The sequence below is a fragment of the Streptomyces longhuiensis genome (assembly GCF_020616555.1).
GTDB classification, from domain to species: Bacteria; Actinomycetota; Actinomycetes; order Streptomycetales; family Streptomycetaceae; genus Streptomyces; species Streptomyces longhuiensis.
The window spans coordinates 1,835,107-1,854,692 of sequence record NZ_CP085173.1; the positions used below are offsets into that span (position 1 = coordinate 1,835,107).

Genomic DNA, 19,586 nt, shown 5'->3' on the forward strand with positions numbered 1-19,586 from the left:
GGAAGCCACCACATGCGCATCGGCATCGACGTCGGAGGAACCAATACCGACGCCGCCCTGCTCGGGGACGACGACCGGGTCCTCGCGGCGGCCAAGTCGCCGACGACGCCGGACATCACGTCCGGGGTCACGGCGGCGGTCCGGGCCCTCGACCCGCCCGTCGAGTCCATCACCGCGGTCATGATCGGCACGACCCACTTCCTCAACGCCCTCATCGAGGGCGCCCGGCTGGCGCCCGTCGCCGCCGTGCGCCTCGGCCTGCCGGCCACGGCGGCCCTGCCGCCGATGACGGACTGGCCCGACCGGCAGCGGGCCGCGGTCGGCGGGCACGGCTATCTGTGTCACGGCGGCCGCGAGTTCGACGGCCGGGTGCTTTCCCCCCTCGACCCGGACGAGCTGAAGCGGACCGCCGCGGACATCGCCGCGCGCGGGATCGGCTCCGTGGCCGTCTCCTCGGTGTTCTCCCCGGTCGCCGAGGACGACGAGCGGCGCGCCGCGGAGATTCTGCGCGGCGAGCTGGGCGACGGCGTGCACTTCTCGCTCTCGCACGAGCTCGGCCGGATCGGTCTGCTCGCCCGCGAGAACGCCACGATCATCAACGCGGCGCTGCGGGACCTGGCGACGGTCATCGTGGAGTCGTTCGGCAAAGCCCTCGCGGAGGTGTCGATCACGGCGCCGTTCTTCCTGTCGCAGAACGACGGGACGCTGATGGACGTGGACTTCGCCCGTACGTATCCGGTGGCGACGTTCGCGTCCGGCCCCACCAACTCGATGCGCGGCGCGGCCTTCCTTTCCGGGCTCGGGGACTGTGCGGTGGTCGACGTGGGCGGCACGACCGCCGACGTGGGGATCCTCGCGGGCGGCTTCCCGCGTGAGGCCGCGGGCGAGAGCGAGGCGGCGGGCATCCGCACCAACTTCCGTATCCCTGACGTGCTTTCCCTCGGGATCGGCGGCGGTTCGCTGGTGTCACCGGACGGGGAGACCGGGCCACGGTCGGTCGGGTACCGGCTGACGGAGGAGGCGCTCGTCTTCGGCGGTACGACGCTGACGGCGACGGACCTGGCCGTGGCGGCCGGCCGCGCGGACGTCGGTGACGCCGCGCGGGTCGCGCACCTCGACGCGGGCTTCGTGGCGCGCGCCCTGGACCGGATCGCCGACCGGCTCGCGGAGAGCGTCGACCGGATGCGGACCTCGGCCGCCCCGCTGCCCGTGGTGGCCGTCGGAGGCGGTTCGATCCTGGTGCCCGAGTCGTTGCCCGGCTTCGACAACGTACGACGGCCCGGCAACTTCGGCGTCGCGAACGCGGTCGGCGCGGCCATCGCGCAGGTCGGCGGCGAGGTCGACCGGGTCTTCCACATCCCCGAGGGGCGCCGGGACGCGGTGCTCGCCGAGGCGCGCGACGAAGCCGTGGGGCGGGCCGAGGACGCGGGCGCGCGGCGCGGCACCGTACACGTCGTGGACATAGAGGAGGTGCCGCTCGCGTATCTGCCGGGCGGCGCGACCCGGATCCGCGTCAAGGCGGTGGGCGCCCTCGACCTGCACCGCATCGGAACCCAGCAGCACGGAGCGACGGCACATGCGTGAGATCAACCTGGACAACCTCGACGACATCGCCTGCGGCGCCGGCATCCTCGGCACCGGCGGGGGCGGCGACCCGTACATCGGCAAGCTCCTTGCGCGTGAGGCCATCCGCAAGCACGGTCCGGTGCGGGTGGTGGACATCGACGAGGTGGCGCCGGACGCGACCGTCGTGCCGGTGTCGGGTATGGGTGCGCCGACCGTCCTCCTGGAGCGGGTCCCGAACGGCGGCGAGGAACTGGCCGCCCTGCGGGCGCTGGAGAAGCACATCGGGCGCCCCGCGACGCACATCGCGCCCATCGAGGTCGGCGGCGTCAACTCCATGCTGCCCATCGCGTGCGCCGCGGAGGCGGGCCTCCCGATCGTGGACGGTGACGCGATGGGGCGGGCCTTCCCCGAGGCGCAGATGGTGCTGCCGGGCCTGATCGGCGTGACCAACTCGCCGATGGCGCTCGCGGACGACAAGGGCAACACGATCATCGTGGAGGCCGTCGACAACCACGCGGCCGAGCGGATCGCTCGCGCCGTGTGCGTGGAGCTCGGCTGCCAGATCTCGTGCGCGGACACGGTCATGCGTGGGGACCAGCTCGCCGACGGCCTCGTGCCCTCGACGCTGACCCTGGCCGAGCGGCTCGGCGCAGCGGTGCGCGAGGCGCGGGCCGCGCACAGCGACCCGGTGGCCGCGGCCCGCGCGATGCTCGCCGGTGTCCATCTGCTGACCGGCAAGGTCGTCGACGTGAGCCGGCGGACCGAGGGCGGTTTCGCGCGGGGCCGGGCCCGCGTCGAGGGCATCGCCGGCGAGGCGGGGCAGGTGCTCGAACTCCACTTCCAGAACGAGCACCTGCTGGCCACGCGTGACGGCGTGACCGTCGCCACGACGCCCGACCTGATCTGCGTCCTGGACAGCGAGTCGGGCGATCCGGTGACCACCGAGGGGCTGCGCTACGGGCTGCGCGTCAGCGTGCTGGCCGCGCGCTGCGACCCCCGGTGGACCTCGCCGGGCGGCCTGGCGCTGGCCGGGCCGCGGTACTTCGGGTACGACGTGGACTATCTGCCGTTCGGGTCCTGAGCGGTGGCCGGCGCGGACGGTCGCAAGGTGATCGTCCGCGCCGTGTTCTTCTCCACCCGCTCACGGCTGTAGAGGAGTGGGAAGGAGCCGTCGGCGGCCCAGGCGGCGAACAGGTCGCTGTAGTGCTCACTGTCCGGATTCCCCGACTGGCCGGGCGAGTTCATGGCCACGGAGTCGTCCCAGGAACCGACGTCGACGACCAGGCGGAAGGTGGCGCCCGTCGTCTGGCGGAAGTCGGGTCCGTACGGCGCGACGCCCACCGTGTCCCCGCTGCCGCCGCGCGGGGCGGGACCGACGGACGCCCACGGCGGCTGCGGTCCGTCGTGGAGCGCGGTCACCGGGTGGTACACGCGGGCGTGGTGGAGCGCACCCCAGGTCCATGCGGCCGGGTCGGCGCCGAGGAGCGCGGAGAGTTCACCGGCCGCGGCCGACAGGGTGGCGAGCAGGGTGCCGGGGTCGAGGCCCGTCTCCGCGCCGGTGAGCAGGTCCAGGTCGACGCGGGGGTCGGAGGCCGGGTCGTCGGGCGGCAGGATCCGGGCGAGGGCCGCCGCGCGGTCGGCCTCGGGGACGAGTTCCCGCAGCGCCTTGCCGTGGACGGCGGGGCGCAGATGGCGGCGGTACCAGATCTCGAAGAGCGCGGCGGCCGCCGAGTCCGCCGTGACGTCGGCGTCCCACTCCCGCAGCAGGCCGACGGCCCGCGCCGTCAGCGGGTCGTCGCCGGTCAGTCCGGCGAGCAGCGGCAGGATGCGGCGTGCGGGCAGGCTGACGGTGTCGGTCTGGAGCCGTACGCAGTCCTCGACGGTCCAGTCCGCGCGCGCGTCGAGCTCCTCGGCGATGCGGTGGTGGCGGGTGGGCGCGTACCAGTCGTACGTGACCGTGTCGCGGTCGTTCGGGTGGCCGGGCGGCAGGTTCATCTGGTTGGCGGTGGCGAACCAGCCCTGGTCCGGGTCGCGTTCGGCGGGCAGCGCGTCGGCGTCGAGGAAGCCGTCCCATTCGTAGCGGCCGTCGCCGGGCACGGGCAGGGTGCCGTCCCAGTTCGGACGGACCGGGACGCGGCCCGCGGGGCGCCAGCCGACGGTGCCGTCGGGCGCCGCGTACACCTGGTTCTCGCCGGGTGCGCCCCAGCGGCGCAGCGCGGCGAGGAACGCGTCGGGGCCTTCGGCGCGCATGTAGCCGGTGCTGCCGAGGTAGGGCGCCATGCCGGGGCCGAGCCAGGCGGCGCGCACGGCGAACGCGGTGTCCCGTGTGGGGTGTTCATGGATGACGGGGCCGTGCCGGGTGAACCACAGCTCGGCCTCGACCGGCTCCTCGTCCTTGACCGGGATGCTCTCGGTCACGCGGGTCATCGCTTCCCAGCGGTCTTCGTAGCGGTAGGCGCGCGGGTTGCCGGGGTCGGTCTCGTAGACGTACAGGTCCTCCTGGTCGATCGGGAAGATCGTGAAGCCGAACGCGATGTTCCCGTTGTGGCCGATGGAGAGGCCGGGCAGGGCGGGCTCGCCCGCTCCGATGACGTCGATGCCGGGTGCGGTCAGGTGCGCGAGGTAGCGCAGTGCGGGCAGGGTGAGCGCGCGGTGCGGGTCGTTGGCGAGGATGGGGCGGCCCGTGGCGGTCCTGGACGGTGCGAGCACCCAGTTGTTGGAGCCGTCGATGCCCTGGAGGGCGGCGGCGTCCGGCCAGGGCGGGACCGTCGCGAGGTCGTACACGCGCAGGACGTCGTCCGGGATGACGCTCAGGTCGAGGCCCTCGGGGACGGTGAGGTGGTGCGGGGCGGGTTCGCGGCGCCGGCGCAGATCCTCGACACCGGTGCCGTGATCGCGCAGGGTGAGGGCGCGGGCGACCTCGTCGTGGAGGTTGTACTGGAGGCCGTGGCTGCGGACGCGGGCGACGTCCGAGGGGTCCCAGTCCGCCGGTTCGTAGCCCAACATGGCGAATTCCGGCGGGAGGTGGGAGGGATCGCCGCGGCACAGGGACACATAGGCGTTGATGCCGTTCACGAACGCCGTGGTGATCTTTTCGGTGTCCTCGCCGTACGCGCTCCACTCCTCGGCCATGTCGCCGCGGTAGAGGAACAGGCGGGCGGCGCGGTCGTGTTCGACGTACTGCCCACCGAACACCTCGGACAGCAGGCCGAGTCCGCGGCGACGCCACAGGTCGAGCTGGAAGAGACGGTCGCGGGCCGCGTTGAAGCCCTGTGCCAGGAACAGGTCGTCCTGGGAGTCCGCGTAGAGGTGGGGGACGCCCCACCGGTCGACGAGGATCTCGACCGGGCCGGCGAGGCCGGGGATCTCGAAGTCGTTCGCTGCTCGCGCGTTCACCGGTGCGTCTCCCCCGTCGCCGCGTACACCTGGTCGCCGCCCACATAGGTCGCTCTGACCGGGATCGCCGCGATGCCGCGCGGGTCGGCGGTCAGGGGATTCTCGCCGAGGGCCACGAAGTCCGCCAACTGGCCGGGAGCCAGGCGGCCCTTGTACGCCTGCGTGCCCTCCGCCTCCGCCGAGCCGAGCGTGAAGATCCGCAGCGCCTCCTCCGCCGAGACGCGCTGCCCGGGACCGGCCGCGGCGCCGTCGTCCGTTCCCTCGCGGGTGACCATCGACTGGAGGCCGATGAGCGGCTGGTAGGGGCCGCAGGGGTAGTCGGAGGAGCCGGCGACCGTGACGCCCGCGTCGAGGAAGGAGCGGTGCGCGAACATGCGGCCGACGCGTTCGGCGCCGTACCAGTCGTTGAGTGCGCCGCCGTGGTAGGCGGCGTATCCGGCGAAGGGGACGGCGATGGCGTCGAGTGCCTTCATCCGGGCGAGGATCCCGTCGTCGACGAGGCTGCAGTGCTCGATGCGGTGGCGCAGGCCGGGGCGCGGCAGGTCGCGGGCCGCCCGTTCGAACGCGTCGAGGACGAGACGGATCGCGGCGTCGCCGTTGGCGTGCACGCCGACGCGGTTGCCGTCGCCGTGGACCGTGCGGACGTGGGCGAAGAGGTCCTCGGTGGACGTGGTCTGCAGACCGTGTCCGCCGTGGTCCGCGAACGGCTCGCTGAGCAGACAGGTGCGGCCGCCCACGGCGCCGTCGAGGAAGGCCTTGACGCCGACGAGGCGCAGCAGGTCGTCGCCGAAGCCGCTGCCGACGCCGAGTGCGCGCGCCTTCTCGTAGTGGTCGATGGACAGGAGCATCCCGACCCGCAGGCTCAACTTTCCCTCGGACCGGGCGCGTTGGAGGAGGGCGATGTCCTCGGGGGCGACGAGAGCGTCGCAGACAGAGGTGAGCCCGGCGGCGTGCCACAGCTCCTGGGCGCGCACGAGTCCGCGCAGCTTGTCGTCCTGCGCGCTCGCGTCCAGGGTGGTGGCGCCGCGGGCGGTGGCCGGGTAGACGACGTTCATCAGGGCGCGTTCGACGAGCCGTCCGTCGAGGCGGCCGTCGGGTCCGCGGCCGTATGCGCCGCCGTCCGGGTCGGGTGTGTCCTCGTCGATGCCGAGGGCGCGCAGGGCCGCGGAGTTGACGACGCCCCAGTGCCCGGCGACGTGCACGACGAGGGCCGGGTGGCCGGGGGCGGCCCTGTCGAGTTCCGTGCGGGTGAGGCGGCCCGTCTTGACGTCGTCGTAGCGGCTGCCGCGCACCCAGGCGCCGGGTGATGTGCGCGCGGCTTCGGCGGTGACGGTCGCGAGGAGGTCGTCGACGTCACGTACGGCCGCCGCGGACAGGTCGAGGTGGAGGAGGTCCTCGGCCGTCATCACCAGGTGGATGTGGGCGTCGTTCAGACCGGGGACGAGGGTGGCGTCGCCGTGGTCGGTCTCGGGCGCGCCGGGGAAGCGGTCGCGCAGCGCGGCGACGGTGCCGGTGGCGCGGATCCGGCCGCCGGCGACGGCGATCATCTCGGGCTCGGGGCCCGCGCCGCTCTGGCTGACGATGTGGGTGGCGCGGTGGAGGACGGGTGCGGTCTCTTCGATCATCGGGACTCCTTCGCCTGGGCGGCCGAGGTGGCCGGGGCGGTGGGCCGTCGCGGGGCGGGGGCGCTCGGAGCCGGTGTGGCGCGGGTGACCGCGAACGTCACCACGAGGTTCGCGGCCAGCGCGATGACGCCGCCGTTGACTCCGTGCCACGGGTCGTTGTCGGTGGCCCACAACGCCGTCATCACGGCGAGCCCGGCGAGCATGCCGGAGATCCCGGCGCGTGCCGTCATCCGCCGCCAGAACAAGGACAGCAGCACGACGGGTACGAGCTGGGCCAGGCCCTCGTACGACAGGACGGACAGCTGGACGAGCGTGTTGGGGTAGAAGAGGCTGCCGCCGAGCGCGACCAGACCGGCGAGGACGCAGACCGCCTGCGAGAGGCGCTTGGTGCGCAGGTCGTGGTCGTGGGTGACATCCGGCCGGGGGTGGCGCGGGTCGGAGCCGTTGCCGCCGCCGAGAACGGTCTTGCCCCACAGGGTGCCGATGGACAGCATGAAGACGCTCATCGGCACGATCGCCGACAGGGCGCCCGCGACGCCGACGACCGCCACGACGGGCGACGGCAGCGAGTCGGTGACCAGGCTGAACAGGGCGAGGTCGGGGTTGCCGAGGGTGGGCAGCACGAACAGCGCCGTGGCGCCGACCATCATCGGCACGAACAGGAGCAGCTGGTACCAGGGCAGCAGCAGGGCATTGCGCCGCAGCGCGTTGGGGTTCTTCGCGCTGAGGTAACCGGCCACGGTGGTCGGGAAGATGGTGATGGTGACGGCGTTCAGGACGACGGTGCTCAGGAACCAGGCGGCGTTGCGCCCGCCGGACGCGTGCCCGGGGAACGTGAGCCACTCGGGCTTCTCGGTGACCATGCGCTGCATGAAGTCGGAGAATCCGCCGAGGTAGTGCAGGGGGATGTAGACGGCGAGAAAGACGACCGCGAGGATCACCAGGACGTCCTTGAGCGCGCTCACCCAGGCGGAGCCGCGCAGCCCCGACACGAGGATGAACACCTCGGCGACGACGAACGAGATCACGGCGGCGACGTGCAGGTCGACGCTCCCGTACGTCATCGCGTTGACGACGACGCCCATGCCCTGGATCTGCACCTGGATGTACGGCACGAGGAACACGGTCCCGACGACGGCGACGAGGATCCCCAACGGCCTTGAACGGAACCGGAATTCGGCGATGTCGGCGATCGAGATGAGGCTGTGCCGCGAGGCGTAGGTCCACAGGGCGGGGCCGACGATGTACGCGACGGCGAAGCCGACCGTGAGGTAGGCGACGAGGTAGAGGATCGGCGCGCCGAAGGAGTACGACCAGCCGGCGGTCCCCAGGAACGAGAAGCTGGTGTACGTCTCGCCGGCCATCAGAAGCCAGATGAACATGACGCCCAGGCCGCGGCTGGACACGGACCACTCGGCGAGGCCCTTGGACCGGCCGCGCGCGCTGAGCACGCCGATCAGGACGGTGGCGACCATGGCCAGGCCGAACACGGTCGTGGCGACGGCTGCGGAGCCGCTCATCAAGCGCCTCCCTCGTCGGCGGGGACGGGTTCGACGGCTCCGGTGCGGTACGCGGGGTCGAAGCGGGCGACGAGCCAGATGGCGACGGGGCTGACGACCGTGGCCCCGATGATCCAGGCCAGCAGGAACGGGACGCCCAGGACGCGGGGTTCGATGCGGTTGGCGACGAAGGGCGCGGCGCCGTAGAGGACGACGGGCACGAGCAGCATCCAGAGGGAGCGGCGGGCCCGGCCGCCGAGGGTGGGGAGTCCTTCGAGGGGGTCGGCCTCGCGCGGGTCCGGCTCCGGGGAGCGGCCGGCGGCTTCGCCTGTGGGGGACATGAAGTTCCTTGGGGAGGGGGGAAGGGCGGCGGGCGAGTCGTTCACTCGGTGACGACGTCGATGTGTCCCTCGAACATCAGCGTGGGGCCGTCCCCGCCACCGCCCTCCGTGGCTCCCGCGGCGTGGACGGTGCGCAGCCGGACGCGTTCTTCGGCGGGGGCGACCGCCGCCTCGGCGTCGGTCTCGGGGACGGACAGGGCTGTTGAGCGGGAACGCACGGAACCTCCAAGTCGGCCGGCCATGAGCCCAGTCGACTGGTCGGACCAGTTGATTTCCCGTACTCTGCCCGTCCTTTCACGCCCGGGTCAATGGTCGGATCATGGATTCATTCCGGCGCGACCGTCCCACGCCGAGCAGCACATGGCACCCGACGGCGGTGCCGACCATGTGGCGCCGCGGACACGGCGGTTGCTCGCGGCGGACGTGGAGGATCCCCCGGAGCAGCGGCTGCCGCGGGCCACCGACCGGGTCTTCCACAGGTACTCCACCAAGCCGGGCGAACAGCTGGGCCAACCCGGTCGGCGACCTCTTCGAGCCCCGGGATCAGGCGCGCGGACCACCCGGGCGGCCTTCGAGCTGACCGAGCAACTCGCCCAGCAGGACACTGAGTTGCCCCTGTCCCGGGCCGCCCAGGCCGGACAGCACCGTTTTCTCGTACGCGAGCTGGTCGGGCAGCAGCGCGTCGACCAGCTCGCGACCGGCGTCGGTCAGGCTGAGGTGGGATACGCGCCGGTCGCGGGTGTCGCCGCGCCGGCCGACCAGACCGCGCTCCTGGAGCAGCTTGAGCCGCTTGGTGACGGCGGCGCCCGAGGAGAACGTCTCCCGCGCGAGGTCGCCCGGGGTGAGTTCATGGCCGGTACGGCGCAGCGCGCCGAGCAGATCGAACTCGGCGCGGGTCAGCCCGGCGCGGCGCAGCGGCGCGTCCTCGGCCTGCTGGAGGAGGGCGGCGCAGCGGTTGATCCGCCCGATGACCTCCATGGGCCCGGTGTCGATGTCGGGGCGGACCGTCTGCCACTGCCGCACCACCGCGGCGACGGTGTCGTCCGCCGCGGCCCTGCCGTTCCGTGTCGTCATGCTCGCGTGTTCTCCCGGGCGTCCGTGCCGCCCCTGTGCTCGTCGGTCTCCTGGACGGTCCGCCGCGTCGGGCGTCGGACCGTCGCCGCGAGCGTACGGTGTCCGGCCTGCTCGGCGGCGACCACACGCTCCTCGGGCAGGGCGCGCTGCCACCATTCGCCGGCCGCGGTGTCGTCGGCGGCGCGCAGTTCGACGAGGGCGGCGGCGAGCCTGCGGCGCGTGGTCTCCAGGTCGCCGGGCCCGGGACGCGGGGCGGCGAGGGTGCGCTCCGCGGCCTCGCGGGCGTGATCGGTCGCTTCGAGGGCGAGCTCGATGTGGTCGGCGGCGCGCCGGTTGGTGACGATCACGGCGGCGACGATGCCGAGCAGCGCCCCCACGAGGGTGTCCACGACCCGGTCCGTGATGAGCTCGCCGGCCTCCTGCGTCCGGGCGAACTCGGTGATCAGCAGTGCCATGGGGGTCACGCAGACGCTGCCGAGCCAGTAGTTGCGGGAGATGAACGCCTCCGCGCCGAAGCTGAACAGCAGGCAGAACAGGACGACGAAGACCTGGCCGGCGTGGGCGAGGGGCACCACGGCGGCGAAGACGAGCACTCCGGCGAGGTTGCCGGCCACGCGCTGCACGGTGCGGTTCCAGGTGAGGGTGACGTTGGCTTGATAGAGCGAGGCGGCGGTGACCAGGGCCCAGTACGGGCGGCCGACGCCGAGGGCGAGGGACCCGTATCCGGCGAGGGCACAGCCGACGGCGGTGCGCAGGGCGACCGGCAGGAGAGGCGAGCCGGGGGCGAGCCTGCGCCACAACGACGGCTTGCCGAAGGCGAGTTCGGCCTCGATGCCGAGGACCTCGTCGTCGACTTCACTTGCGTGGGCGTCGTTGACGCGCGGGACGGGGCCCGTGCCGCTCAGGCCGGCGGCCCAGTCGCGCAGCAGCGCCGGGTCGGCGTCGGCGGGCGCGGCGAGGGCGACCTCGGCGCGCACGACGAGGCGCTCCAGGGCGCGTCGGGCGGCGCCGCGGCCGCCGGTGGCGAGGAGGGACTGCCAGGCGGCGTGGACGGCGGCGGCAGCGCCGGCCCTGGCCCGCTCACGCGCGCCGCCCTCGGCGCTCACGTACGCGGCGGCGGCGTTCAGCGCGCGGGCGGTGGCGCGCCGCTCCGGGCCGTGCGGGCGCACGAGGGCGGGGGCCATGCCGACGAGCCAGGCCACGGCGCCCGCACCGGCGGTCAGGGCGAGGTGGCCGGGTATCTGCCCCAGGGTCTGCGGGGCGAAGAGGCTGGCGGAGCTGATGAAGGTGAGGATCAGGTGGCCGGGCGGCCCGATGCGGGTCGCGTCGCACAGGGTCTTCTGGGCCGCGGCGAGGAGCGCGCCGACCGCCACGAGCACGACAGCCGACGAGGTGAGCGAGGCGGTGAGCAGGGCCACGGCGAGGCTCGCGAGCATGCCGAGGACGACCCAGGCGAGGGCACGGGCGCGCGCCGCGTACGGCAGGTTGTGGGCGTAGAGGGCACACAGCGACCCGGCCATCGTGTACATCGCGAGGTCGAGGCGGCCGAGGGCGAGCAGCGTCAGGTTCGGCACCGCCGCGGACACGACGACGCTCGTCGCGGGCTTGAACCAGATGTCGGACGGCTTGTTGAGGCGCAGCACCCCCGCGAGCGGGAGCCGCCGCACCGGCCGGGTCCTGGACGGGGACGGGGCGGGGGTCGAGGTTGGGCTCTCCGCGCTGCTCATACAGAGAAGTTTAGCAAGTGTTTTACCTGAAAACTTTTCCTGCGGACGTGCATCTGATCACTGCACCCGTCCACCGGCCCGCGAGCCGTGGGCCGTGGGCTGCGCACCACCCGCGCACGGTCGCACCGCCGAACGCGCCCAGTGCTCCCCTGCGCTCGATTGCGCCCCGCCCCGCACGGGCATCTCGTCCCCGACGCGGTACGGCGTCCGACTGGGGAGGTTCGCGTGCACGGACCGGGCTCGGCCGCCTGGCTGCTCGTCGCGCTGTGCGCGGCGACGGGGGCGTACTGCCTGCTGCGGATGCGCAGCGGAGTCGAGGAGCAGCGCCGCACCGCGGGCAGCGAGGCCCTCATGGGGTTCGGCATGGCGCTCATGGCGATACCCGACGCGGTGATCACGCCATCGCGTGCCGCCTGGACGTTGTACGCGGTCGTGTTCGGCGCGGCGGCGCTGCGCGCGCTGTGGGCGTCCCGTTCGAGCGCGCACCACCTGCACCACCTGGTGGGCACGTTCGCCATGGCGTACATGGCGGTGGGGATGGCCGCGGCGCCGAGCGGGCACGCCGGCCATGGCGGGACGGGCGCACCTCTGGTGACCGGGCCCCTCCTGCTCTATTTCGCGGGGTACGTGCTGTGGTCGGGGGCACGGCTCGTACCGGTGCCGGCGGCGACGGCCGGGGGCGGCCCGCCGGCGTCCGGATGGGGGGACCGCCCGGAACTGGCGCGGGCCTGCCGCCTCTCGATGGGCATCGGGATGGTCGCGATGCTGCTGACCATGTAGACGCGCGGGCGGGGCCGTGGAGGTGCCGTCGTGAGCCCGCACGGACAGAGGGCCGGGGAAACTGCTCCATTGCGGACAACCGCCCGCTCAAAACCGTGGCGTACGTCACTTGACGCGACAGCCCGTACCCTCTGGTAGCCCCGGCTCATAGGCTGAGGCCATGACGGTCCCCGTAGCACTGCTGCTGCTCGGCACCCTCGCCGCTGTCGTCGCCCCGCGCCTTCTCGCGCGGGCCGACTGGCCGGAGCGCGAGCCGGTGGTCGCCCTTTGGGTGTGGCAGTGCGTGGTGGCTGGTGTCCTCCTGTGCTGCGCGCTGTCGATGACGCTGAGCGCGGCCGCCGCCTGGCAGGCCGTCCGCGGCCATGTGTTCGCTTCCGCCCCGCACGCCGTCGTCGACGCGTACGCGCTGCGGGCGGCCGGCGGATGGGCGGCGACGCTGGCCGTGACCCTCGCGCTCGGCGGGCTGTGGACCGCGGCGATGCTCGCCCGGGAGATCTTCCGTTCGCGGGCCAGGCGCAGGCGGCGGCGCGCCGAACTCCTGGTGCGCTCCCCGCTGTTGCCGGGCGAGGAGCCGGGCAGCGACCGGCTCGTCGTCCTCGAGGGCGAACGTCCCGACGCCTGGTGGCTGCCGGGCGCCGCGCCCCAACTGGTCATCACGACGGCCGCACTGCGCCGCCTCAAGGGCCGCCAGCTGGACGCGGTCCTCGCGCACGAGATGGGCCACGCGCAGTGGCGGCACGACTGGCTGCTGCACTGCTCGGGGGCGCTGGCCACGGGCTTCCCGCAGGTTCCGGTCTTCGCCGCGTTCCGGGACGAGATGCACCGGCTCGTCGAACTCGCCGCCGACGACGTGGCGTCGCGCCGCTTCGGGCGCCTGACCATCGCCCTCGCCCTGGTCGAACTCAACGAGGACCGGGGAGTGTTCGGCCCCTGCCCCACGCCGCAGGCCCATGTGCCGCAGCGCGTGCACCGGTTGCTGACCCCGCCGCGGCGGCTCACCCCGGCCCGGCGTCTGCGTCTGACCGCGGCGGCCGCCCTCGTACCGGTGGTGCCACTCCTGGTGACCTTCGTGCCGGGCCTGCGCGCGCTGGGCTGACCGAAGGCCGGAGCCGGACGCGTCCGCTCCGCCTGATGGCCACCGGCACCGTCCATGGGTGAGGATCTTCCCCATGCACCCGGCACCGGTCGACTCCCCGCCCCGCCCCCGGCATCCGCGGCTCGCACGCGCGACGGCGGTGCTCGCCGCCCTCAGCGCGCTGCTGCTGATCGCGGTGGCGACACGCTGGGAACCGCTGATGACACTGGACGGCGAGCTGGCGCGCACCGCCCACCGCTGGGCCGTGGCCGACCCCGGACTGACGCAGGTGAACCGGGTCCTCTCGGACTGGTTCTGGGATCCGTGGACGATGCGCGCCCTGTGCGTCGTGGTCGTCGTCTGGCTTGTGTGGAGACACGACGCCTGGTGGCTCGCACTGTGGGTGGCCGCCACATGTGCGGTGGGCACACTGGTCCAGCAGGGACTCAAGGCGGCCGTCGGGCGTGACCGCCCGGTGTGGACGGACCCCGTGGACTCCGCCCACTACGCGGCCTTCCCGTCCGGGCACGCGATGACGGCGACGGTGGTGTGGGGGCTGATCCTCTGGCTGCTGCGCCGCTACGGCGCGGGCCGTGTCCTGTGGCGCACGGCGTGCACGCTCGCGGTGGTGTCGGTCGTCGGCGTGGGCCTCACGCGGCTGTGGCTCGGCGTGCACTGGCCCTCGGACGTACTCGGCGGCTGGCTGCTCGGGGCGCTGACGGTGACCGTGTCCGTGACGGCCTACGAGCGGCTCACCGCGAGCAGGTGACCCGTCACGGCAGGACCATCAGGGCGAGACCGTCAGGGTGTGCCCTCACGACTGGGCGTCGCCACCGGGCCGTCACTACTGAGCCGTCACTACTGAGCCGTCACGACTGATATCCCTCGACCTGGGACTCGGGCCTGGCCCTCGCCTCGTCGGGGTTCTCGCCGAACTCCGTCTTGGCCCGGCGCTGGCGCAGCAGGTCCCAGCACTGGTCGAGTTCGCGTTCCACGGCGGCAAGGCGCTCGTGCTCGGTCGCCCCGTCGATCTCACCGGAGGCGAGCGACGCGCGGAGCCGCTTCTCGTCGTCGACCATCGCCGTGATCCGGGCGAGGATCTGCTCTTGATCCATGTCGGTACGCCTCCCAGGTGGCCTGCCGTCACCCCTTGCCCACTGTAGGGAGGGTTCGCGCGGTGTGCGATCCGGCTCCGGTGGGCGCCCAGTAGCGCAGCACTCCGTCGTCCTCGCCCGCGTCGTCCCGTACTCCGCCGCAGGCCTCGATGACGCGGCGGGAGGCGGCGTTGTCGGTGTCGCAGGTGATCAGCGCCGGGTCGACGCCCAGACGCGCGGCGAGCGGGAGAGCGGCGCGGAGCATCGCGGTGGCGTGTCCGCGGCCGCGGGCGCCGGGCCGTACGTCGTAGCCGATGTGCCCGTCGCGCAGCCAGGCCTCGGTGAGGCGGTGGCGGATCGCGAGGCGGCCGAGGTAGGTGTCCCCGTCGACGTACCAGAGGGTCGTGCACTCGACGTCGTACTGCAGGATGCTGCGCGGTCCGTGGGTGAGTCGCATGCGGGCGACGTACTGCGCGAAGACCGCCGGGTCCTGCCAGGTGTCTCCGTACGCGCGCAGGCTGAGCCCCGCGGTGGAGTCGTCGTCGGGTCCGCCGTGGCCCTCGGCGCGGGCCTCGTCCATGGCGGCGAGGAAGGAGGCGTGGACGCGGACGTCGGGAGCGATCAGCTGCGGCATCGGGCCAGTGTGCCCCTGGAGGAGGCCGCCGCGGCGGGGATTTCCGGCGCCGGCGGCCGGACCGGAATCGCTACCGGGCGGGTGTCCGGACGGCGCCGACGCCGTCCGGACACCCGCCCGGTAGAGCCGGGCGTATCCGACGATCCCCCGCGTCGCCGGATACGCCCAGGAGCCCTGGCCAGAGGTTCCGCAAAAGGCCCTCTGACAGGGACGCGCTGAGTATACTGGCTAGGAGCCAGTCAACGCAGGAGTTACAGGATGTCCCCGCGCAGCGCATCGGTCAACGAGGAATTGCGACGGCGATCCCGCGAGCGGCTCCTGCAGGCGACGGTCGAGCTCGTCGGGGAGCGCGGGTACGACGCGACGACACTCGGCGACATCGCGGACCGCGCGGGTTCGGCGCGGGGCCTGGTGTCGTACTACTTCCCCGGCAAGCGGCACCTGCTCCAGTCCGCGGTGCACCGGCTGATGCACCGGACGCTGGAGGCGGCCCTGGAGCGCGAGCCGCACACCGAGGACGGGCCGGAGCGGCTGGCGCGGGCCGTCGACGCGATCCTCGGTCTGGCCGTCGACCACCCCGTCCTCATGCGGACACACATGGCGGGGATCCTCCAGGCCGAAGGCTTCGTGCAGTGCCCCGAGCAGCAGCGGCTCGCCGAGCTGCTGCGCGACACCGTCATGCGGAACGGCTCGCTCAGCGTCGAGCGCGACTATCCGCTGCTGCGCTCCCAGCTGATGGGGGCGGTGTTCGCGGCGCTGGTCCCGGGGGCGCCGATGCCTCTGACGACGCTTCGGGCGGAGCTGTTCGCCCGGTACGGGCTCGCGTGGGAGCTCGGAACCCCGCCGGACGACGCGGCGCCCGGCGGGAGAAGCCCGGGGAGTGCCCCGGACTTCTCCCAGTACTTCGAGCCCGGAGGTCCCGGGTCCCGGTCGAACGGTTCTCAGTCGAAGTAGTCCGGCTGCGTCTGGACGTTCAGCTCGCCCGTGCGGACCCGCTCGGCCGGGTCGGTGCGCCGGTCGCTGAGCTTCAGGACGTCGAAGCCCTTGGCGATGTCGTTCGAGTAGATGTAGCCGTTGTAGTAGTACGCGGACCAGGCACCGCCCACCTGGAGGGTGTCCGTGGTGAGCGGACCGCGCTCGAAGTAGGCGATCTCCTTGGGCTTCGAGGAATCGGTGAAGTCCCAGACCGAGACGCCGCCCTGGTACCAGGCCTGGACCATGATGTCCTTGCCCTTGACGGGGATCAGCGAGCCGTTGTGCGCCACGCAGTTCTCGGTGTCCGCCTGGTGGCGGGGGATCTTGAAGTAGTTCTTGAAGACCAGCTTGCGGTGGTCACCCTTGCCGACGATGGCGTAGATGCCGTCGGCGCCGCGGTTCGGCCCGACGGCCTCGTTGCAGGTGGCCGCCCCGCCGCCGCCCAGCTCGTCCGTGAAGACGACCTTGTCGGCCTTCTGGTTGAACGTCGCCGAGTGCCAGAACGCGAAGTTGGTGTTGTCCTCGACCTGGTCGATGACCTTCGGGTTCTCGGGGTCCTTGATGGAGAACAGGATGCCGTCGCCCATGCAGGCGCCGGCGGCCAGGTCCTTCGAGGGCAGGACCGTGATGTCGTGGCAGCCGGTGGTCTTGGAGACGCCCGGGTTGGTGGGCCCACCCGGGTTGCCGCCACCGTCGGGTCCCTCACCGGGGAACAGGACGGGGAAGTTGACCATCGCGGCCTTCTCGGGCGCCTTGCGCGGCACCTTGATGACGGAGATCCCGTCGTGCGGCGGCTGGCAGTCCGGGAACGTCGCGCTCGGCGAGTACGACGAGACGTACACGTAGACGTTCTTCTTCTCCGGTACCAGCGTGTGCGTGTGCGAGCCACAGGCGGTCTCGACGGCTGCGACGTACTTCGGGTTCTTCTTGTCGCTGATGTCGAAGACCTTCATGCCCTCCCAGGAGGACTTCTCCGTGGCGGGCTGGGTGGTGCTGGCACAGGAGTTGTCGCTGCGCGACGAGTCGGTCGACAGGAAGAGCAGGTTCCCGGAGACGGAGATGTCGTTCTGCGATCCCGGGCACAGGACCTGCGCGACGGTCTTCGGGGCCTTCGGGTTGCTGATGTCGAAGATGCGGAAGCCGTCGTAGTTGCCCGCGAAGGCGTACTTGCCCTGGAACGCGAGGTCCGAGTTGATGCCGGGCAGCACGTCCTTGGGGATGTTGGTGAGATGTTCGATGTTGTCGGAGTGGACGACCTCGTCCTGGGCGGGTATGTCGCCGTTCGCGATCGCCGCCCGGGTGTCGGCCGCCACGCTCTTCGAGAGCCGCTCGGCCTTGGCCGGCGCGTCGCCCGGGTCGGGGGTCGCCGCCGCCGGACCGGCCATGAGCAGGGCGGCCAGCAGCCCGGCCGCGGTCGCGGCAACTCCCAGGCGTCTGCGGCGCGTTCGGGACTCGTTCAACAGGGTCACTGCTGTCTCCCTCGTCGAAAACTTCCCCGCGTCCCTCGTTGATGCGGGAGCGGAGCACGGACCCCCACGAGTATCGTCTTCATCATGCACAGATCAACAGATGGCAACGTACTCGTCATGAAAGTTGTTCTGCCGTTGACGGTCGCGGTCGCCGCGCTCGTGCTCGGCGGCTGTGACACGGCGCCGGACGGCGGGGGCGCCGACGCCAACTCCCGTGCGCAGCCCGGGCCTTCGGTGATCGCGCCGGGCAAGCCGGGCGAGGGCGCCGAGACGCTGTCGGCCGAGGACGCGCGGAAGCGCAAGCCGGACGACAGTCCCAACTCGGCCGACTTCAGCTACGCGCAGATGATGATCACGCATCACACGCAGGCCCTCCAGATGACCGAACTCGCCCCGAAGCGGGCCGAGTCGGGCCAGGTCAAGCGCCTCGCGGAGCGCATCGCCGCGGCGCAGGGCCCGGAGGTCGGGGCCATGGAGGGCTGGCTCAACTCCCACGGCAGGGAGCGCGAGAGCGGCGGGCACCACGGGCACGAGGCGATGCCGGGGATGGCGACCGAGGCACAGCTGAAGACGTTGCGCGCGGCGCACGGCGCCGCCTTCGACGAGCTCTTCCTGAAGCTGATGATCACGCATCACACCGGGGCGGTGACCATGGCGACGGACGTGCTGTCCGAGGGGAACAACGTCCAGGTCGAGGAGATGGCGAACGACGTGATCGCGCAGCAGACGGCCGAGATCGGACGCATGCGGAAGATGTCGTGACGCCGGGCGGGTGAGCTCCGTGCGCGTCACACCCTCCCGGCCCGGCCCCCGCGGTGTCATGCTGGAAGTCCGTCGGCCTGCGGAAGGAGTCCGCCGTGCTGCGCGTCGCCGTTGTGGGTTCGGGGCCGAGCGGGGTGTACACCGCGCAGAGCCTGGTCCAGCAGGAGCGGGTGCCGGACGTCCACGTGGACGTCCTCGACCGGCTCCCCTGCCCGTACGGCCTGGTGCGCTACGGCGTGGCACCGGACCACGAGAAGATCAAGTCGCTGCAGAACAATCTGCGCACGGTCCTGGAGCACGAGCGCGTCCGCTTCGTCGGCGGCGTCGAGATCGGCCCCGGCCTGCCGCCCGACCGGCTCCTGGAGATGTACCACGCGGTCGTGTACTGCGTGGGCGCCGCCACCGACCGCCATCTGGGCGTACCGGGCGAGGAGCTGCCGGGCAGCTGGTCGGCGACCGATTTCGTCTCCTGGTACAGCGCGCATCCGGACGCGGTGGCCGAGGCGTTCGTACAGGACGTGGAGTCGGCCGTCGTGATCGGCGTGGGCAACGTCGCCGTGGACGTCACCCGGATCCTGGCCCGTGGCGCGGCCGAGCTGGCGCCCACCGACATGCCGCAGACGGCGCTCGGCGCACTGGCCGACAGCCGGGTACGGGACGTGCACATGGTGGGGCGGCGCGGCCCTTCGCAGGCACGCTTCACGACCAAGGAGCTGCGAGAGCTCGGCACACTTCCCGGGGTCGAAGTGGTCGTGGATCCGGCCGAGTTGGCGCTGGATCCCGCCTACCTCGACCCCTCGGGGCTGCCGGCGGCGCACCGGCGGAACGTCGAGGTGCTGCGCGGCTGGGCCGAGCGCCGTTCGCCGGGTCTCCCCCGCCGCATCCATCTGCGCTTCTTCCAGCGGCCGGTGGCACTCCTGGAGGGGGCTGCGGGCCGGGTCTCGGGCGTCCGGTTCGAGCACACCGCGCCGGACGGCTCGGGCGGCGTGAGCGGAACCGGCCGGTTCGACGACATCGACGCGCAGCTCGTCCTGCGGTCGGTGGGATACCGCGGAGTGCCCCTGGACGGGCTGCCGTTCGACGAGGCCACCGCAACCGTGCCGCATCGCGAGGGGCGCGTCCTGCGGGCGGGCGAGGTCTCACCCGGCGAGTACGTCGCGGGCTGGATCAAGCGCGGCCCGACGGGCGTGATCGGCACCAACCGCCCGTGCGCCAAGGAGACCGCGCAGTCCCTGCTCGACGACGCGGCCGCGCTCGCCTCCCGGGACGTTCCCGAGGACGCGCTCGGCGGGCTTCGCGCGGCGGGCTGCGCGGCCGTCGAGTGGCCCGGGTGGCTCGCGATCGAGCGCGCGGAGGCGGAGCTGGGCCGGTCCCTGGGACGTGGCCCGGTGAAGATCCCTGACTGGGCGGGCCTGCTGGCGGCGGCCCGCGACGGGACGACGTAGCGCCTGAGCAGCGATACGCGCCGACGCGGGGCACCCGGGAGGCGCGACACGTCCCGGCAACAGACGCGAAATCAACAAATCGTTTAAGCCCCTTACGGTCTCGTGCTGTCCACCCCGCCCCCCG

Annotated in this window: 18 protein-coding genes; 8 read left to right on the forward strand and 10 right to left on the reverse strand. The window is 72.6% G+C overall.

Features of this window, described 5'->3' with window-relative positions; genetic code table 11:
* The first annotated feature begins 12 nt into the window (after positions 1-12).
* Both LGI35_RS08735 and LGI35_RS08740 read left to right on the forward strand, forming a co-directional pair.
* Positions 13-1,584, forward strand: coding sequence for a hydantoinase/oxoprolinase family protein (locus LGI35_RS08735; RefSeq protein ID WP_227293325.1), 1,572 nt, complete (start codon positions 13-15; stop codon positions 1,582-1,584).
* Entirely contained in the window at positions 1,577-2,647 is a 1,071-nt protein-coding gene (locus LGI35_RS08740) for a DUF917 domain-containing protein (RefSeq protein WP_227293326.1), read from the forward strand. The genes LGI35_RS08735 and LGI35_RS08740 overlap by 8 nt, the downstream gene beginning before the upstream one ends.
* Here LGI35_RS08740 and LGI35_RS08745 read toward each other — a convergent pair.
* From LGI35_RS08745 to LGI35_RS08775, 7 genes are all read right to left on the reverse strand, one after another.
* On the reverse strand, positions 2,626-4,962 hold the full coding sequence (locus tag LGI35_RS08745) for a penicillin acylase family protein (protein WP_227293327.1): 2,337 nt from the start codon (positions 4,960-4,962) through the stop codon (positions 2,626-2,628). The genes LGI35_RS08740 and LGI35_RS08745 overlap by 22 nt on opposite strands.
* Positions 4,959-6,587, reverse strand: coding sequence for an amidohydrolase (locus LGI35_RS08750; RefSeq protein ID WP_227293328.1), 1,629 nt, complete (start codon positions 6,585-6,587; stop codon positions 4,959-4,961). Before LGI35_RS08750 ends, LGI35_RS08745 begins: the two co-directional genes overlap by 4 nt.
* Positions 6,584-8,107, reverse strand: a complete 1,524-nt coding sequence (locus LGI35_RS08755; protein WP_227293329.1) for a sodium:solute symporter family protein — start codon at positions 8,105-8,107, stop codon at positions 6,584-6,586. The genes LGI35_RS08750 and LGI35_RS08755 overlap by 4 nt, the downstream gene beginning before the upstream one ends.
* Positions 8,107-8,427 carry a DUF3311 domain-containing protein gene (locus LGI35_RS08760; RefSeq protein ID WP_227293330.1) on the reverse strand — a complete coding sequence of 107 codons (321 nt, stop codon included), beginning with the start codon at positions 8,425-8,427 and terminating at the stop codon, positions 8,107-8,109. Before LGI35_RS08760 ends, LGI35_RS08755 begins: the two co-directional genes overlap by 1 nt.
* A gap of 41 nt (positions 8,428-8,468) precedes the next feature.
* Complete coding sequence (locus LGI35_RS08765; protein WP_227293331.1) at positions 8,469-8,645, reverse strand: hypothetical protein; 177 nt, start codon at positions 8,643-8,645, stop codon at positions 8,469-8,471.
* Positions 8,646-8,970: 325 nt separating this feature from the next.
* Positions 8,971-9,501 carry a MarR family winged helix-turn-helix transcriptional regulator gene (locus LGI35_RS08770; RefSeq protein ID WP_227293332.1) on the reverse strand — a complete coding sequence of 177 codons (531 nt, stop codon included), beginning with the start codon at positions 9,499-9,501 and terminating at the stop codon, positions 8,971-8,973.
* The gene (locus LGI35_RS08775) at positions 9,498-11,228 is read right to left on the reverse strand and encodes an FUSC family protein (RefSeq protein WP_227293333.1); all 1,731 of its coding nucleotides are present in this window, start codon (positions 11,226-11,228) and stop codon (positions 9,498-9,500) included. Before LGI35_RS08775 ends, LGI35_RS08770 begins: the two co-directional genes overlap by 4 nt.
* A gap of 225 nt (positions 11,229-11,453) precedes the next feature.
* Between LGI35_RS08775 and LGI35_RS08780 the strand changes: the two genes are divergently transcribed.
* From LGI35_RS08780 to LGI35_RS08790, 3 genes are all read left to right on the forward strand, one after another.
* Positions 11,454-12,008: a DUF5134 domain-containing protein gene (locus tag LGI35_RS08780; RefSeq protein WP_227293334.1), complete on the forward strand. Its 555-nt coding sequence runs from the start codon at positions 11,454-11,456 to the stop codon at positions 12,006-12,008.
* A gap of 160 nt (positions 12,009-12,168) precedes the next feature.
* On the forward strand, positions 12,169-13,104 hold the full coding sequence (locus LGI35_RS08785) for a M56 family metallopeptidase (protein ID WP_227293335.1): 936 nt from the start codon (positions 12,169-12,171) through the stop codon (positions 13,102-13,104).
* Positions 13,105-13,177: 73 nt separating this feature from the next.
* Positions 13,178-13,852: a phosphatase PAP2 family protein gene (locus LGI35_RS08790; RefSeq protein WP_227293336.1), complete on the forward strand. Its 675-nt coding sequence runs from the start codon at positions 13,178-13,180 to the stop codon at positions 13,850-13,852.
* Positions 13,853-13,952: 100 nt separating this feature from the next.
* Here LGI35_RS08790 and LGI35_RS08795 read toward each other — a convergent pair whose 3' ends face one another.
* Together LGI35_RS08795 and LGI35_RS08800 are read right to left on the reverse strand one after the other, a co-directional pair.
* Positions 13,953-14,198, reverse strand: a complete 246-nt coding sequence (locus tag LGI35_RS08795) for a DUF2630 family protein (protein WP_100598810.1) — start codon at positions 14,196-14,198, stop codon at positions 13,953-13,955.
* 28 nt (positions 14,199-14,226) lie between these two features.
* Positions 14,227-14,811 carry a GNAT family N-acetyltransferase gene (locus LGI35_RS08800; RefSeq protein WP_227293337.1) on the reverse strand — a complete coding sequence of 195 codons (585 nt, stop codon included), beginning with the start codon at positions 14,809-14,811 and terminating at the stop codon, positions 14,227-14,229.
* A gap of 258 nt (positions 14,812-15,069) precedes the next feature.
* Between LGI35_RS08800 and LGI35_RS08805 the strand changes: the two genes are divergently transcribed.
* Positions 15,070-15,765, forward strand: coding sequence for a TetR/AcrR family transcriptional regulator (locus tag LGI35_RS08805; RefSeq protein WP_227293338.1), 696 nt, complete (start codon positions 15,070-15,072; stop codon positions 15,763-15,765).
* Here LGI35_RS08805 and LGI35_RS08810 read toward each other — a convergent pair.
* Positions 15,753-17,255, reverse strand: a complete 1,503-nt coding sequence (locus LGI35_RS08810) for an LVIVD repeat-containing protein (protein ID WP_227293339.1) — start codon at positions 17,253-17,255, stop codon at positions 15,753-15,755. The genes LGI35_RS08805 and LGI35_RS08810 overlap by 13 nt on opposite strands.
* A 117-nt stretch (positions 17,256-17,372) precedes the next feature.
* Between LGI35_RS08810 and LGI35_RS08815 the strand changes: the two genes are divergently transcribed.
* Together LGI35_RS08815 and LGI35_RS08820 are read left to right on the forward strand one after the other, a co-directional pair.
* Positions 17,373-18,017, forward strand: coding sequence for a DUF305 domain-containing protein (locus LGI35_RS08815; RefSeq protein ID WP_227293340.1), 645 nt, complete (start codon positions 17,373-17,375; stop codon positions 18,015-18,017).
* A gap of 95 nt (positions 18,018-18,112) precedes the next feature.
* Positions 18,113-19,462, forward strand: a complete 1,350-nt coding sequence (locus LGI35_RS08820) for an FAD-dependent oxidoreductase (protein ID WP_227293341.1) — start codon at positions 18,113-18,115, stop codon at positions 19,460-19,462.
* The last annotated feature ends 124 nt before the right edge of the window (positions 19,463-19,586 follow it).